Origin of the sequence: Streptomyces coeruleorubidus (assembly GCF_008705135.1) — a bacterium.
Taxonomy (GTDB): Bacteria; Actinomycetota; Actinomycetes; order Streptomycetales; family Streptomycetaceae; genus Streptomyces; species Streptomyces coeruleofuscus.
Window position 1 is genome coordinate 6,258,064 of sequence record NZ_CP023694.1, and the last position, 13,229, is coordinate 6,271,292.

Annotated in this window: 13 protein-coding genes; 2 read left to right on the forward strand and 11 right to left on the reverse strand. The window is 72.2% G+C overall.

The features are described 5' to 3' along the window. Positions 1 to 18: 18 nt before the first annotated feature. From CP976_RS29065 to CP976_RS29110, 10 genes are all read right to left on the reverse strand, one after another. Positions 19 to 318: a hypothetical protein gene (locus tag CP976_RS29065; RefSeq protein ID WP_150482990.1), complete on the reverse strand. Its 300-nt coding sequence runs from the start codon at positions 316 to 318 to the stop codon at positions 19 to 21. Between the two features lie 10 nt (positions 319 to 328). Beyond that, the gene (locus tag CP976_RS29070; protein WP_150482991.1) at positions 329 to 982 is read right to left on the reverse strand and encodes a TetR/AcrR family transcriptional regulator; all 654 of its coding nucleotides are present in this window, start codon (positions 980 to 982) and stop codon (positions 329 to 331) included. Between the two features lie 427 nt (positions 983 to 1,409). Continuing rightward, positions 1,410 to 2,423, reverse strand: a complete 1,014-nt coding sequence (locus tag CP976_RS29075) for a DUF8094 domain-containing protein (protein WP_150482992.1) — start codon at positions 2,421 to 2,423, stop codon at positions 1,410 to 1,412. Positions 2,424 to 2,516: 93 nt separating this feature from the next. Beyond that, the gene (locus CP976_RS29080) at positions 2,517 to 3,455 is read right to left on the reverse strand and encodes an AurF N-oxygenase family protein (protein ID WP_086846447.1); all 939 of its coding nucleotides are present in this window, start codon (positions 3,453 to 3,455) and stop codon (positions 2,517 to 2,519) included. A gap of 98 nt (positions 3,456 to 3,553) precedes the next feature. Further along, the gene (locus tag CP976_RS29085; RefSeq protein WP_150482993.1) at positions 3,554 to 5,017 is read right to left on the reverse strand and encodes a penicillin-binding transpeptidase domain-containing protein; all 1,464 of its coding nucleotides are present in this window, start codon (positions 5,015 to 5,017) and stop codon (positions 3,554 to 3,556) included. Continuing rightward, positions 5,014 to 6,378: an FtsW/RodA/SpoVE family cell cycle protein gene (locus tag CP976_RS29090; protein WP_150482994.1), complete on the reverse strand. Its 1,365-nt coding sequence runs from the start codon at positions 6,376 to 6,378 to the stop codon at positions 5,014 to 5,016. Before CP976_RS29090 ends, CP976_RS29085 begins: the two co-directional genes overlap by 4 nt. A 52-nt stretch (positions 6,379 to 6,430) precedes the next feature. Continuing rightward, positions 6,431 to 6,937 carry an SH3 domain-containing protein gene (locus CP976_RS29095; RefSeq protein WP_150482995.1) on the reverse strand — a complete coding sequence of 169 codons (507 nt, stop codon included), beginning with the start codon at positions 6,935 to 6,937 and terminating at the stop codon, positions 6,431 to 6,433. Between the two features lie 178 nt (positions 6,938 to 7,115). After that, a complete protein-coding gene (locus tag CP976_RS29100) occupies positions 7,116 to 8,375 on the reverse strand; it encodes a sensor histidine kinase (protein ID WP_150482996.1) in 1,260 nt (419 codons plus the stop codon). Then, on the reverse strand, positions 8,372 to 9,055 hold the full coding sequence (locus tag CP976_RS29105; RefSeq protein ID WP_167537579.1) for a hypothetical protein: 684 nt from the start codon (positions 9,053 to 9,055) through the stop codon (positions 8,372 to 8,374). Before CP976_RS29105 ends, CP976_RS29100 begins: the two co-directional genes overlap by 4 nt. Before the next feature lie 702 nt (positions 9,056 to 9,757). Continuing rightward, entirely contained in the window at positions 9,758 to 10,261 is a 504-nt protein-coding gene (locus tag CP976_RS29110) for a protein-tyrosine phosphatase family protein (RefSeq protein WP_167537440.1), read from the reverse strand. 111 nt (positions 10,262 to 10,372) lie between these two features. Here CP976_RS29110 and CP976_RS29115 point away from each other — a divergent pair, with 111 nt between their 5' ends. Beyond that, positions 10,373 to 11,176: a nuclease-related domain-containing protein gene (locus CP976_RS29115; protein WP_150482998.1), complete on the forward strand. Its 804-nt coding sequence runs from the start codon at positions 10,373 to 10,375 to the stop codon at positions 11,174 to 11,176. 55 nt (positions 11,177 to 11,231) lie between these two features. On the opposite strand, the gene ligD is transcribed toward CP976_RS29115, so the two are convergent. Next, positions 11,232 to 12,113 (reverse strand): non-homologous end-joining DNA ligase, encoded by an 882-nt coding sequence (gene ligD, locus CP976_RS29120; protein WP_150482999.1) that lies wholly within the window; start codon positions 12,111 to 12,113, stop codon positions 11,232 to 11,234. A 63-nt stretch (positions 12,114 to 12,176) separates the two neighbouring features. On the opposite strand from ligD, the gene ku reads away from it, so the two are divergent. Continuing rightward, complete coding sequence (gene ku / locus CP976_RS29125) at positions 12,177 to 13,211, forward strand: non-homologous end joining protein Ku (RefSeq protein WP_444545279.1); 1,035 nt, start codon at positions 12,177 to 12,179, stop codon at positions 13,209 to 13,211. Positions 13,212 to 13,229 lie beyond the last annotated feature (18 nt).

Sequence of the window (13,229 nt, forward strand, 5' to 3'; positions counted from 1 at the left end):
CGGTTCGGCGCAACGGGGTCACCCGTCGGCGTCGTCCCGCTTGCCGGGCGGCGTGGCGTCTGGCTTCGACCAGGGCCAGTTGAGCCGGCGGGCCGGCACGCCCTCGGGGGCGTACTCGTACTTCCAGCGGCGGGACAGCCCGGCCCTGCCCGCTGCCCGGGGCACGCGGCGGTAGACCAGGACGGTGGGCGGGCCGCCGGCGGGGTCCGGGACGGGGATGCGGTACGTCTTGGGCGGGTGACCGGTGATGCCGAGCAGGACGGGCAGGACCCTGCCGTCCATGGGGCCGCCCTCGAAGGGGGTGTCTTCGCTCTTCACGGGACCAGTGTCAGACATCCTCGGCGAGGGCCTGGACCAGGGCGTCGGCCTGCGGGTCGCGGCGGGCGGTCACCGAGAGCATGGCCACGAACTGCTCGACGAGCCAGTCGCGCAGCTCCTCGGCGGGTGGTTGTTTCTCCTCGTCGAGCCAGATGAGCGACGACGCCTCGACGGCGGTGATCCACATCCGGACGGTCATCCGCAGGCGCGGGCCGGGCCCGGTGACCTCCAGGTGGCGGAAGATGTGCTCGGCGGCGACGCGGCGTACGCCGTCGACGATGGCGGTCGTACGCGAGGTCTCGACGACGCTGCCGCCCTGGAGGAGGGCGCTGAAGCCGGCGTCGTGCTCGTCGACGAAGGCGAGGTAGCGGTCGAGGGCGCGGGACAGGCGGGGGAGCAGGGGGCCCTCGCGGGGTTCGTCGAAGCAGCGCTGGAGCTCGTCGGCGGCGGAGCGGAGGGCGGCCTCGTAGAGCTGCTGCTTCCCGCCCGGGAAGTACCGGTAGACCAGGGGGCGCGAGACCCCGGCCGCCTCCGCCACGTCGTCCAGGGAGACGTCCTCCGGGGCGCGGTGCGCGAAGAGGTTCAGCGCGGAGGTGAGGAGCTGACTGCGGCGTTCCTCGACGCTGAGTCGCCGGTAGGCGGGGGTGGGGGCGGCTGGTGTCATGACTCGCAGAGTAATCGGGGGGTCGGCGGGCTGCGTATGCCTCCGGCGGTGGAGCGGGGAGCCTGCGGCGGGCTGTGCGGCGTCGGTGGGGCCTGCGTCGCGCCTGCGCGCGGGTGGTGGGCCGGGGCCGCGCCGGGGGTGTCCGTCCTCGGAACGGCGCGATGGGGTCCGATACCGACTGACTGTCCGTTGACGCGCGAGGCGGCCAGGAAGGCGTCGAGGACCTCCTTCTGCCGGTCGAGGTCCGGCTCGGCCGCCGGGGTGGCGCCGCGCGCCCGGCGCGTTCCCGGCGCCGGGCGCGGCTCGCCAGCTGCCGGGGCGCGGCCGGGCTGCGCTCCGCGATCGGCGCGATGTCGTCGATCGTGCCAACCGCTGGGGGCGGCCACCCACCGATCAGCCGTGTGAACAACGCTCCAGGTCAATACATCTAGCGGGCGTCGACGTGCTGGAAGTCGACGGCGGTGATCCTGGCGGACTTCGGGGTCAGTTCGGCCAGGCCCTGGCCCTCGAACACGTCGGTGATGAGGGCGCCCCTGGTGGCGCCGAGAGCGGACTGTTCGTCGTTGGGGACGAGATCCGCGATGGAGCGGTAGGACTCCTTCAGCAGGGATTCCTGCTTGTGGGCGGCCGGGAACAGGGCGAGGACGCCACCGTCGGCGGTCCGCAGGGCGTACACGCTCGGGTCGGCGGGGGTCTTGGCGAAGAACCTCTCGGTGGCCTTGCCGCCGGCCGCGCCCTCGGTGCTGCTCCGCTGGTGGGTCTTCCCGGCGTTCTCGACCGGCTCGGTGGAGGTCAGGGCCTTGCCCTTCTTCTTGCCGCCGGTCTCCAGGAAGTCCGCGTAGGCGGCACCGATGTCGGAGGGGGCGAGCTTGCCGACCTTGGTGGCGGGGTCGACGGCCTCGGCGAGACCGTGACGGTCCAGGGCCGGCTTCGGAGGCTCTTCGCCGTCGGCCCACAGGGCCAGCACCATCTTGTAGGTGCCGCCCACCTTGTCGAAGACCAGCAGCACGCTGTTCTCGCTGTTCTCGCTGGACTTCGCCCGGACGGCGAACCAGGTGGCCGTGCCCTTCCTGGGGATCACGTACTCGCGGTCCCGGTAGGAGAAGGGCTCGGCATAGGCCTTCTGCTCCTTCTTCGGCCAGGTCTCGAAGAGGGTGTAGGTGGCCTTGTCCATCGCGTAGACCTGACCCGCCTCGACCGTCCCCAGGAGCTTCTCGTCCTGCGCCGCGTTGGCCTTGTTGTTGACCTCCTCGTAGTGATCGGCGATCTTCTTGGCGGCCGCCTTGCTGACCACGCCCTGCGGGGCGTCGTCGCCGGAGGCCTTGCCGGAGTCCGAGCCGGCCTGGCCGCCGCACGCGGTCAGGGCGAGAGCGGTGGTGACCCCGACGGCGGCGACCTTGAGACGCGGCAGCCGTACGAGGCGGGTGGTGTGGGGGGACATGCGGTGGTGATCTCCTTCATGGCCACGGAGGGTGACGGGCTCAAGGAGGACAGTAGTCACCCTGCATGGACATGACGTGACCGGGGTTCGCTCCTAGGCCAGCAACCCCGACGACTTCCACAACCGCCGCCCGGCCCCCCGCAACACCCCGATGTCGTCCAGGAAGTCCGTCAACCGCTTGGATCCGCTCTGCATGACCTCGCGGCGATGGCCGCTCGCCCTCACCTGCGCGAGGGCCTCCCGCTTGTCCAGGCCCACGTTCGTGTAGACGTCGGGGTTCACGAACGCCACCGAGAACACCCGGGCGAACTCCCCGGAGGTGATGCGGGTGAACTCCTGGGACCACTTGGGGGCCGTCACCATCTGGCGGCGCAGTTCCTCGCGGGCGTAGCGCACGTGGCGGGCCTCCTCCACGACGTGGATGCGGGTGACACCGCGGATGAGGGGCTGGACCCGCTCGTCGGGGAAGGTCAGGCGCTGCATCCAGTCGAGGACCTCCTCGCCGAGCAGGGTCGCCGTGAAGGAACCCGGAGTGGTCGAGATGGTCTTGAAGAGGCGGCCCAGGTGCTGGTGCACGCGGCTGACCGGGTACCAGGGTGTGCCGCCGTGGGATATCAGGCGGGCGAACATCTTGGAGTGCCGGCACTCGTCCTCGATCTCGGTGAGCGCGTAGCGCACGTGCGCGCTCGTCGCCGCCTTGTCGTAGATGTGGCGGACCAGCAGCTGCATCAGGATGATCTCGAACCAGATGCCGAGCGAGGCGAGTGCCGCCGCCTCGTGCTGGGAGAGCAGGATCCGCTGCTCCTCGCTCATCCGCTTCCAGAGCGGCGTGTCGTAGAGCGACACCAGCTCCGGCGGCCAGAACCACTTGCCCTCCTCGAAGGGCGCGTCCCAGTCCAGTTCCTTGTCCGGGTCGAAGGAGTGCTTGGCGGAGGAGTCGAGCAGCCGCTGGGCCACCTGCTCCCGGTCCTTGAGCAGGCCCAGGGCATCGCGCAGGCCGTCGAGCGCGTCGGCTTCCGTCAGGGTCGTCATGGCTGCCCACCTCGTTGTGCACACGTCACTGTCCCCCTTATGAGACTGCCTGTCAGCAAGCTCGTCAATCCCCTGTGCGCGACTTGTTGACCCGGCGTCTACCTCGGGTGAGCCAGTACCGCCTCCATCACCGCCCGTGCGATCGGTGCCGCGTCGCCGCCCCCGCTGATGTCCCGGCGCCGCGCCTCCGCCTCCTCCACGACCACCGCGACCGCCACCCGCGGTGCCAGGTCGCGGTCGCCCTGCGCCCAGGAGACGAACCAGGCGTACGGCATGCCGGAGTTGCCGAGGCCGTGCTGGGCGGTGCCGGTCTTGCCGCCCACCTTGGCGCCCCGGATCGCGGCCCGGCGTCCGGTGCCGTTCTCGACCACCTCCCGCATCAGCGCGCGCAGCCGGACCGCGGTCGAGGGGTACATCGCCTGGCGGACCGCGCGCGAGCCGGGGGCCGCGAGGGTGCTGCCGCTCGGCCGGGTCGTGCGCTCCACCAGGTACGGCTCCCGTACCTGACCGCCGTTGGCGACGGCCGCCGCGACCATCGCCATCTGGAGCGGCGTGGCGCGGGTGTTGTACTGGCCGATCGACGACAGGCCGAGCTGGGCCCGGTCGAGCGAGGTGTCGAAGGTGGACCGGGCCACCGGGAAGGGAATCCGCAGCGCCGGGTTGTTGAAGCCGAAGGCATGGGCCGTGGCCGTCATGTCCGTCCCACCCACTTCCACGCCGAGCTTGGCGAACACCGTGTTGCAGGAGAGGGTGAAGGCCTCACGCAGGGAGGCGTCCCGGCAGCCCCGGGACGCGTTCGTCAGGCGGGTCCGCGTCCCGGGCAGGGTGTACGGGTCGGGGGAGTCCGTCGGCGCGTCGAGGTCCCTGACCACGCCGGCGTCCAGCGCCGCGGCCGCGGTGACGACCTTGAAGGCCGAGCCCGGCGGATACGTCTGCCGTGCCGCCCGGTTGAGCATCGGCCGGTCCCTGTCCGAGGCGAGCCGGGCCCAAGCCCGGGCCGCCGCCGACCCGTTCCCGGACAGCGGCTGGGGGTCGTAGGACGGGCGGGACACCAGGGCCAGGATCCGGCCGGTCGACGGGTCCAGCGCCGCGACCGCGCCCTTGAGCCCGGCGAGTCCCTTGTACGCCGCCCGTTGCGCGGCCGGGTCGAGGGTCGTGACGACGTCCCCGCCGGAGTTCCGTGCCCGCGTGAAGTCGCTCCACAGCGGGAACGGCGCGAGCCTCGGGTCCGTGCCGGACAGGACGCCGTCCTCGGCCTTCTCCAGGAGCGTCGTCCCGTACAACTGGGAGGCGAAGCCGGTGACCGGGGCGTACAACGGCCCGTCCGTGTAGGTCCGTTCGTAGCGCAGATGCTCGCGCGTGTCCTTCGAGCCGGTGACGGGCCGGCCGCCGACCAGGATGTCGCCGCGCGGTTCCTCGTAACGGGCGATGTCGGGGCGGCGGTTGGCGGGGTTGCGGTTGTACTCGGGGGCCTGGACGACCTGGACGCGGGCGGCGTTCAGCAGCAGCGCCACCAGCAGCAGGGCGCAGAAGAGGCTTGCGTGCCGGATGTGCCGCGTCACCGGGGGCCCTGCCCGTCGCCCTGCCGCCTGGCCAAGTCGCTCACCCGGACCAGCAGCGCCACGATCGCCCAGTTGGTCACCACCGACGAGCCGCCCTGCGCCAGGAACGGCATCGCCATGCCGGTCAGCGGGATCAGTCCGGTCACCCCGCCCGCGATCACGAACACCTGGAGCGCCACGAGCGAGGAGAGGCCGACGGCGAGCAGTCGTCCGAAGGGCTCGCGCAGCGCGAGACCCGCCCGGTAGCCGCGCTCCACCAGCAGGCCGTAGAGGAGGAAGATCGCGGACAGTCCCGCCAGGCCGAGTTCCTCGCCCGCCGTGGCCAGGATGAAGTCCGACTTCACGGCGAAGCCGATGAGGACCGAGTGGCCGAGCCCGAGGCCCGTGCCGAGCATGCCGCCCTCCCCGAAGGCGAACAGGGACTGGGCGATCTGGTTCGGGCCCTCGCCCGCCTCGATCGAAGCGAACGGGTGCAGCCACGTATCGATCCTGCTGTGCACGTGCGGCTCCAGCCGGCCGACGGCGACCGCCCCCAGCGCGGCCAGCAGCAGACCGACGGCGATCCAGCCGGTGCGGCCGGTGGCGACGTAGAGGAGGACGACGAAGAGGCCGAAGAAGAGCAGGGACGTGCCCAGGTCGCGCTCCAGGACCAGGACGCCGACGCTGACCAGCCAGACGGCGACGATCGGGCCGAGAACCCGGCCGGTGGGGAGCTGGAGTTTCCAGATGCGGCGGCCGGTGTAGGCGAGGGCGTTGCGGTTCGCGGCCAGGTACGCGGCGAAGAACACCGCCAGCAGCACCTTCGCAAACTCGCCCGGCTGGATGGAGAACCCGGCGAGACGGATCCAGATGCGGGCGCCGTTCACCGCCGGGAACAGGATCGGCAGGGTGAGCAGCACGAGCGCGGTGACGACACAGACGTACGTGTAGCGCTGGAGCACCCGGTGGTCGCGCAGCAGCAGGACGACCAGGATGAACAGCGTCACGCCGAGAGTCGACCAGATCAGCTGGGCCGGTGCCGCCCGGTCGCCCGGGGTCTCCAGGTCCAGCCGGTAGATGAGCACCAGGCCGAGCCCGTTGAGCAGCACGCCGATGGGCAGGAGGAGCGGGTCGGCGTGCGACGCCCGCAGGCGTACGGCCAGATGCGCCAGCAGCGCGAGCACGCCGAGCCCGGCGCCGTAACCGGCGGCACCGGGCGGGAGAGTGCCGTGCCGGGCGAGGCCGACGGCGCAGTAGCCGTACACGGACAGCAGTACGGCCAGGACGATGAGGGCGAGTTCGATGCCACGGCGCCGGGGGAGGCGGCGGACGGCGGGCGCGGGCGGGTCCGCCGTCGCCACGGTGATTCCGGCCTTGCTCATGTCCGGAATCTAACCAAATGAGCCGTGTGGTGGGCTTCGGATTGCCCGATTGTCAGCACCGGCGTGGCTTGCGGTCGATGGGGTCGATGAAGCGGGCCGAGCCCCACGCCCAGGTGCCGTCCGTGAGGAGGTACCAGGTGCGATTGCCCTGCACGCTCTCGCCTTCCCACTTGCAGAAGATGGAGACGACGTCGCCCCGGTGGGCGAACCGGATGATCTGTGAGCCGCGGTTGGGCGCGCTGCGCAGCGCCAGGGTGTTCGCCGTGACGACGCCTCTGGTGGTGCGTGGATCGTCGTGGTGATCGCCGTTGCCGCCCGTGTTGTCGTTGCGGCCGCCGTTCCAGTCGCCGTTGCCGTTGCCGCCGCCGTTCCAGTCGTCGTTGCCGTTGCCGCCACCGTTCCAGTCGTCGTTCCCGGCGGTGGAGGTACCGGAGGATGGGTCGCCCCCCGTGCCCCAGTCGTCGTCCGCGACGGCGGGGGTGACGGCTGCCGTGGCCGCGAGGATGCCGGCGGCGGCTGCTATGGAGAGGCGGCTGGTGAGTGAGGAGCGCAGGGACATGGGGGTTACCTCCATGTGGAGCAGAGGGTGTCAAAGCTGACTAACCGCCACATTAGGAGCGCCCGATGACCCCCGCCCGTCACACTGGGCCATAGGGGGACGCACTGAAGGGGCGCGGGGAACCGCGCGACGTTTCACGAACAGCTCGCAGACGGACGACCAGCAGCGGCCCGAGTTCTCAGCGCTCCTCCGCGGCCAGGGTCAGCGTCGCCACCGCCCCGCCGTCCGGCGCGTTCGCGAATTCCAGCCGCGCACCGAGCACCTCGGCCTGCCCCAGCGCGATGGTCAGTCCGAGCCCATGCCCTCTCGCCCCGCCCTCCGTCCGGAACCGCTGCGGCCCGTGCGCCACCAGATACTCCGGAAAGCCGTCCCCGTGATCCCGAACGGTGACCACCGGCCCGTCCACGGTCAGCACGACCGGCCCCCGCCCGTGCTTGTGCGCGTTCGCCACGAGATTGCCCAGCACCCGCTCCAGCCGCCGCCGGTCCGTCTCCACGGCCACGTCCCGTACGACCCTGACCTCCGTGCCGCTCCCCGCGCCCCGCACCGCCCGCTCGGCCAGCGGCCCCAACTGCTCGGTGTCCAGCTCCAGCCGCTCCCGTCCGGTGTCCAGCCGGGAGATCTCCAGCAGGTCCTCGGTGAGGGTGCGCAGCGCAGCCACCCGGTCCCGCACCAGCTCGGTCGGGCGGCCCGGCGGCAGCAGTTCGGCCGCCGCGTGCAGTCCGGTCAGCGGGGTGCGCAGTTCGTGCGCGACATCCGCGGTGAACCGCTGCTCGGCGAGCAGTTTGCCCTGCAACGACGACGCCATGGAGTCCAGCGCGGCGGCGACCGCGGCCACTTCGTCCTGCGGGCGCGCCGGGTCCTTCGTACTCGGGTCCGTGCGCGGGTCGTTGACGCGCGCGTCCAGGTCGCCCGCGCTGATCCGCCGGGCCACCAGCGCCGTGGTGTGCAGCCGCCGCGTCACCCGCGTCACCGCGAACGCGCCGACCAGCAGCGTCGCCCCGATCGCCAGCCCCGACGACCACAGGATCGCCCGGTCCAGGCCCTGGATGGTGCGGGCCTGCTGGGAGTAGTCGACCGCCACGGCCAGGGCCCGGCCGCCGTCGGCGGGCCCGGCCGCCCACATCGTGGGGCGCCCCCGGAAGTCGGAGACCATCGTGCCGCGGTCCCCGCCGACCGCCAGGTTCCGCAGCGGCCGGGGCAGGCCCGGGGGATCCACGCCGGCGCCACGCTTGAGCGAGTCCCCGGCCTCGTACCGCTCCGTCGCCTGCGTCAGCCGCTGCAACGCCTGGTCGCGGGCCTGGCCGACGGTCTGGTTCGTCACCTGCACGTGGACCAGGACACCGAGCAGGGCGGCCAGCGCGCAGCACATCACGGTGATGAAGGCGGCGGCCTTCGCGGCGAGCGTCCCGGACCACTGCGGGAGCCTGGGTCTCATCCGGTGCTCGCCGAGGGGGAGAGGGAGGGAGCGGCGGAGGGGTACCGGGAGTGCTTGCGCGGGCCGGTGCGCAGCATCTCGTCCTGGGTGAGCAGCATGGCCCGCTGGTCCCGGTCCCAGGTCCACTGGAGTCGGTACTCGTAGCCCGCGACCTCGGAGGGCGAGCGGATGACGAGGGAACGCCCGGCCAGCTCGACGCCGCTCAGCGCGTCCTCCCAGGCCATCACCCGCACCAGCCGGTGCTTCTCGACGGTGTAGACGCGCACCGCGGTGGTCTTGCCGGGCAGCAGCCGGAAGCCCAGGGTCAGGTCGTCGCGCCCGTCGCCGGTGAGGTCCCGGTAGTACGGCCTGAGAACCGGGCACCGGCCGTGCTCCGGGCCCTTGCCGCAGTCGGCCATCCTGCGGTTCGTGTCGCGGTACGGCGCCTTGTCGCCGTCGTAGTCGCCCGGACTCGCGGCGATCTCGGCCCGGACGACCCCGACCGGGTCCACCCGGCGGATGTCGTCGCGGGGGACCTTGACGCCCTTGACCACCTCGGTGTTCACCTCACCGATCTCGAACGCCGGACTGGACGCCGGCGTCAGCTCCGGCCAGAGCCGGGCGGGCCCGACGGCCGTCGCCGTCGCACCGGCACCTTCCAGCCCACCGGCGTCCCCGCAGCCGACGGCGGCCGCCAGCAGGAGAGCGACGGCGGCGGCACGAAGGGCGACTTTTCCGGGCCGCCGGGGGTGGCTTCCGACGGGGTTTCCGGCGGGCTTTCCGGCGGAGGTGGGTGGGATTCCGAGGGGGGTGGGCGGATGTCCGGCGTGGGCGGGTTGGGTTCTCGGCCGGTCCGGCCGGCTCTCCGGGTGGTCGGGGAGGCGTCCCGGTCGGCCCGGCTGACTTCCCGGCCGGCCCAGTGGGCGCCCCAAACGCCCCAGGCACGCTCCCAGGCGGTCGGCAACGCTGTCAGGACGGCCGAAAAAGCCGTCGGGGCAGCGGGAGGTGCCGTCCGGGCGGCCGGAGGGGCGATCCGGGCGGCCGGAAGAGCCGCCCGAGCGGCCGGGAGAGTCCCCGGGGCAGCAGGAGGCGCCGTCAGGGCGGCCGGAGGGGCGATCTGCGCGGCCGGAGGGGCGATCCGGGCGGCCGGAAGGGCCGTCCGAGCGGCCGGGAGAGTCCTCGGGGCAGCCGGAGACGCCGTCCGCGCGGCCGGAAGGGGCGTCCGAGCGGCCGGGAAGGCCCTCGGGATGACCGGCAAGGCTGTCGACGCGGCTTCCGGGGCGGCTGACGGGCACTGCACTCCTGGGTTCGAGGACGATCACACGGCTCGGACCGACCGTCGGCCCCGTACACCTTATTCGCAGGGACGTCCTATTTGCGCGCGAGGGAGCCCGTTCGCCGCCCTACTCGGTGAGCTCCTCCAGCAGCCGGGCCGTCACCAGCCCGGCCCGCAGATACTCGACGAACAGCTCGTTGTGCAGCGCCCAGGGCGAACGGCGGTCCCGGATCAGCCGGATCGCCGCATCGGCGGAGCTTCCCCGCCGTATCAGCGCGTGCGCGACGACGAGGCCGGAGCGGTTGTACCCGTGGTAACAGCGGACGAGCACCTTGCGGCCCTCGTCCAGCGCCTCGCACGCGGCCTCGGCCAGCCGGATCACACCGGCGAGCTGCGTCCCGTCGAGCGGCCCGTCGGGTATGGGCCAGACGTGGTGCCGGACGTCGGGATCCGGCCCGTGCCCCGGCAGCCGCAGCAGCGTCTGCACGAGGTCGAACTCGTCCCGTACGACGGCGAACTCCGGATGGCCCAAGGCCCCGGTGTACTCGTGGCCGCCCATCCACAACCCGGGGACGACCTCGTTCCAGGCACTCTCCGGAGCGGGCACATCGGGTTTCCTGCGGGTACGCAACGGCGCCTCCCCAGCATCACCGCCCGAAAGCCTGCCCAACTCCTCTCAAAGGTAACCGGGTTCTTGCACCCGCAGCACCCCGCCTGTTCCCATGGACTGGGGTGATGGTGCATGGACGGACTGCGCGTCATACCGACCTGGCGGCACGGTCAGGAACGGCTGTACGTCTGCCTCCCGGACGGCAGGAACATCGCCTGGTACGACCGTGAGGCGGGCCGGGTCAACCTGCTGGCCGAGGACCGTGAGGACGACGTGCTCCGGGCCCTCGGGCCCTTCGTCACCGGCCCGGTCACAGTGGGGCCGCCCCCGGTTCCGACCCCGGCTGAGCTCGCCCGTCTGACCCTGCACCCCGACGACGACCTGGCCCCCAACCGCCCCGGCGAGGCCCTCCTCGTCGCCCTCGACCGCGACCCCGGCCCGACCCACCGGCTGCGCCCCGACCCCCGCCGCCGGGCCCTGGAGGCGGAGCAGACGGTCGGTGACGCCTTGGACCGCCTGGACGGCGCGGGCTGGCACGCCGTGCACTCCGTCCCGCTCCCCGGCGGCCTCCGCATCCACCACCTGCTCATCGGCCCCGGCGGGCTGTTCGCCCTGCACACCCTGTACGCGCGCAAGCAGCGGGTGACGGTCGCCGACCCCCTGGTCACCCTGGGCCGCCGCGAACCGACCGCCCTGCTCCGCCGCGTCCGCGCCGACGCCGACCGCGCCTCCTACGCCCTGACGGCGGAGGTCCGTCCCGTGCTCGCCCTGGTCGGCCCGACGGCCGTGTCGGTCCCGGCCGCGCCCCGCGAGGTCCGCGTCCTCACGGACCTGGACGTGCAGACCCTGGCCCGCCAGGGCGGCGTCCTGAAGCCGGCGGACGTGGAGGCCCTGCACGCGATGGCACGGGACCGGAACACCTGGACGCGAGTGTGAGGGCGTGCCGTCGAGCCCCTGACACAGGGCGTCCCGTCCGGCCTCCTGGCGCCCCCTAAGGCAGCCGGCCCGCGCTGCCCGGCTCGAGGAGCGGTGCGAGCAGATCGCCGTAGTCCTGTACCCGGGGTGCGATGTCGGTCGCGTGGAAGTCCAGGCGGCCGGGCGATCCGCACTCCTCGACCTCCTCCCAGGTCACGGGCGCCGAGACGGTCGGCTCGGGGCGGGCCCGGAGGGTGTAGGGGGTCGCCGTGGTCTTGCGCGCGGCGTTCTGGCTCCAGTCGACGAAGACCTTCCCGGGCCGCAGATTCCTGGTCATCCGGTGCAGCGCGAGCCGGGGCATGGCCTTCTCCGCCTCGACGGCCAGCGCCTTGGCGTACTCGGACACCCGCTCCGAGGACGCCCCGCGCACGGCGGCCAGCAGATGCAGCCCCTTGGACCCGGAGGTCTTGGCGTAGGCCTCGATGCCGTCCGCCGCGAGCCGTTCCCGCAGCCACAGCGCGACCTCGCAGCACTGCACGATGCTCGCGGGCGCTCCCGGATCCAGGTCGAAGACGATGCGGTCGGCCTCGTCCGGCGAGTCGACGAGCCACTGGTGCGTGTGGAACTCCGCGACGAGGTTGGCCGCCCACATCAGGCTCGGCAGGTCCTGCACCAGGACCATCCGCGAGGGTCCCTCGACCCGCGGCACCTCGGCGGTGGTGACCCAGTCGGGCGTACCCGGCGGGACGTTCTTCGTGAAGAACACCTGTCCGTCCGGCCCGTCCGGATACCGCAGGAAGGACACCGCCCGATCGCGCAGATGGGGTAGCAGGACCTCGGCGACGGTCGCGTAGTAGTGCAGCACCTCGCCCTTGGTGAAGCCGGTGGCGGGGTACAGCACCTTCTCCAGATTGCTGAGCGGGAGCCGTCGCCCCTCCACCACTGTGATAGGCGCCATACGATAAGAATCCCACGCTAATCGTGACAAACACTCCCGAGAGTGACCGGAAGGGTGCTGCACGTGAGATCCATCTGGAACGGCGCCATCTCCTTCGGACTGGTCAGCATTCCGATCAAGCTGGTGAACGCCACCGAGAGCCACTCGATCTCCTTCCGCCAGATCCACACCGAGGACGGCGGCCGCATCCGCTATCGCAAGTTCTGTGAGCTGGAGGACCGCGAGGTCACCCAGGGGGAGATCGGCAAGGGCTACGAGGACGCGGACGGCTCGATCATCCCGATCACCGACGAGGACCTGTCCAGCCTGCCGATCCCGACGGCCAAGACGATCGAGATCGTCGCCTTCGTCCCGGCCGACCGGATCGATCCGCTCCAGATGGACGCCGCGTACTACCTCCAGGCGAGCGGAGCCCCGGCGGCGAAGCCGTACACCCTGCTGCGGGAGGCGCTCAAGCGCAGCAACAAGGTGGCGATCGCCAAGTTCGCCCTGCGCGGCCGGGAACGCCTCGGCATGCTCCGGGTGGTCGGTGACGCCATCGCCATGCACGGTCTGCTGTGGCCGGACGAGGTCCGCGCCCCCGAGGGCGTGGCCCCCGACGCGGACGTCACGGTCCGGGACAAGGAGCTGGACCTGGCCGACGCCCTGATGGACACCCTGGGCGAGGTCGACCTGGAGGACCTGCACGACGAGTACCGCGAGGCCGTCGAGGAGGTCATCGCCGCGAAGGCCTCCGGCGAGGCCCTGCCCCAGGCCCCCGAGCCGGCCGCGGGCGGCAAGGTCCTCGACCTCATGGCGGCCCTGGAGAACAGCGTCCGCGCGGCACGCGAGTCCCGGGGCGAGGAGGCCGAGCACGCCGAGGTCAAGTCGCTCCCGCAGCGCGAGACGGCCCGCGCGGCGCCCAAGCAGACCGGCGGCAAGAAGTCGGCGTCCACGGCGAAGAAGACGGCGGCCAAGAAGACCACGGCATCCGCGAAGAAGTCGACCGCGAAGTCCGGCCAGGGCACGAAGAAGACCGCGTCGAAGAGCGCCGCGTCCAAGAGCACCGCGAAGAAGACGCCCGCGAAGAAGGCGACCCCGCGCAAGCGCTCAGCCTGATCCGCACCCGGCCGCACC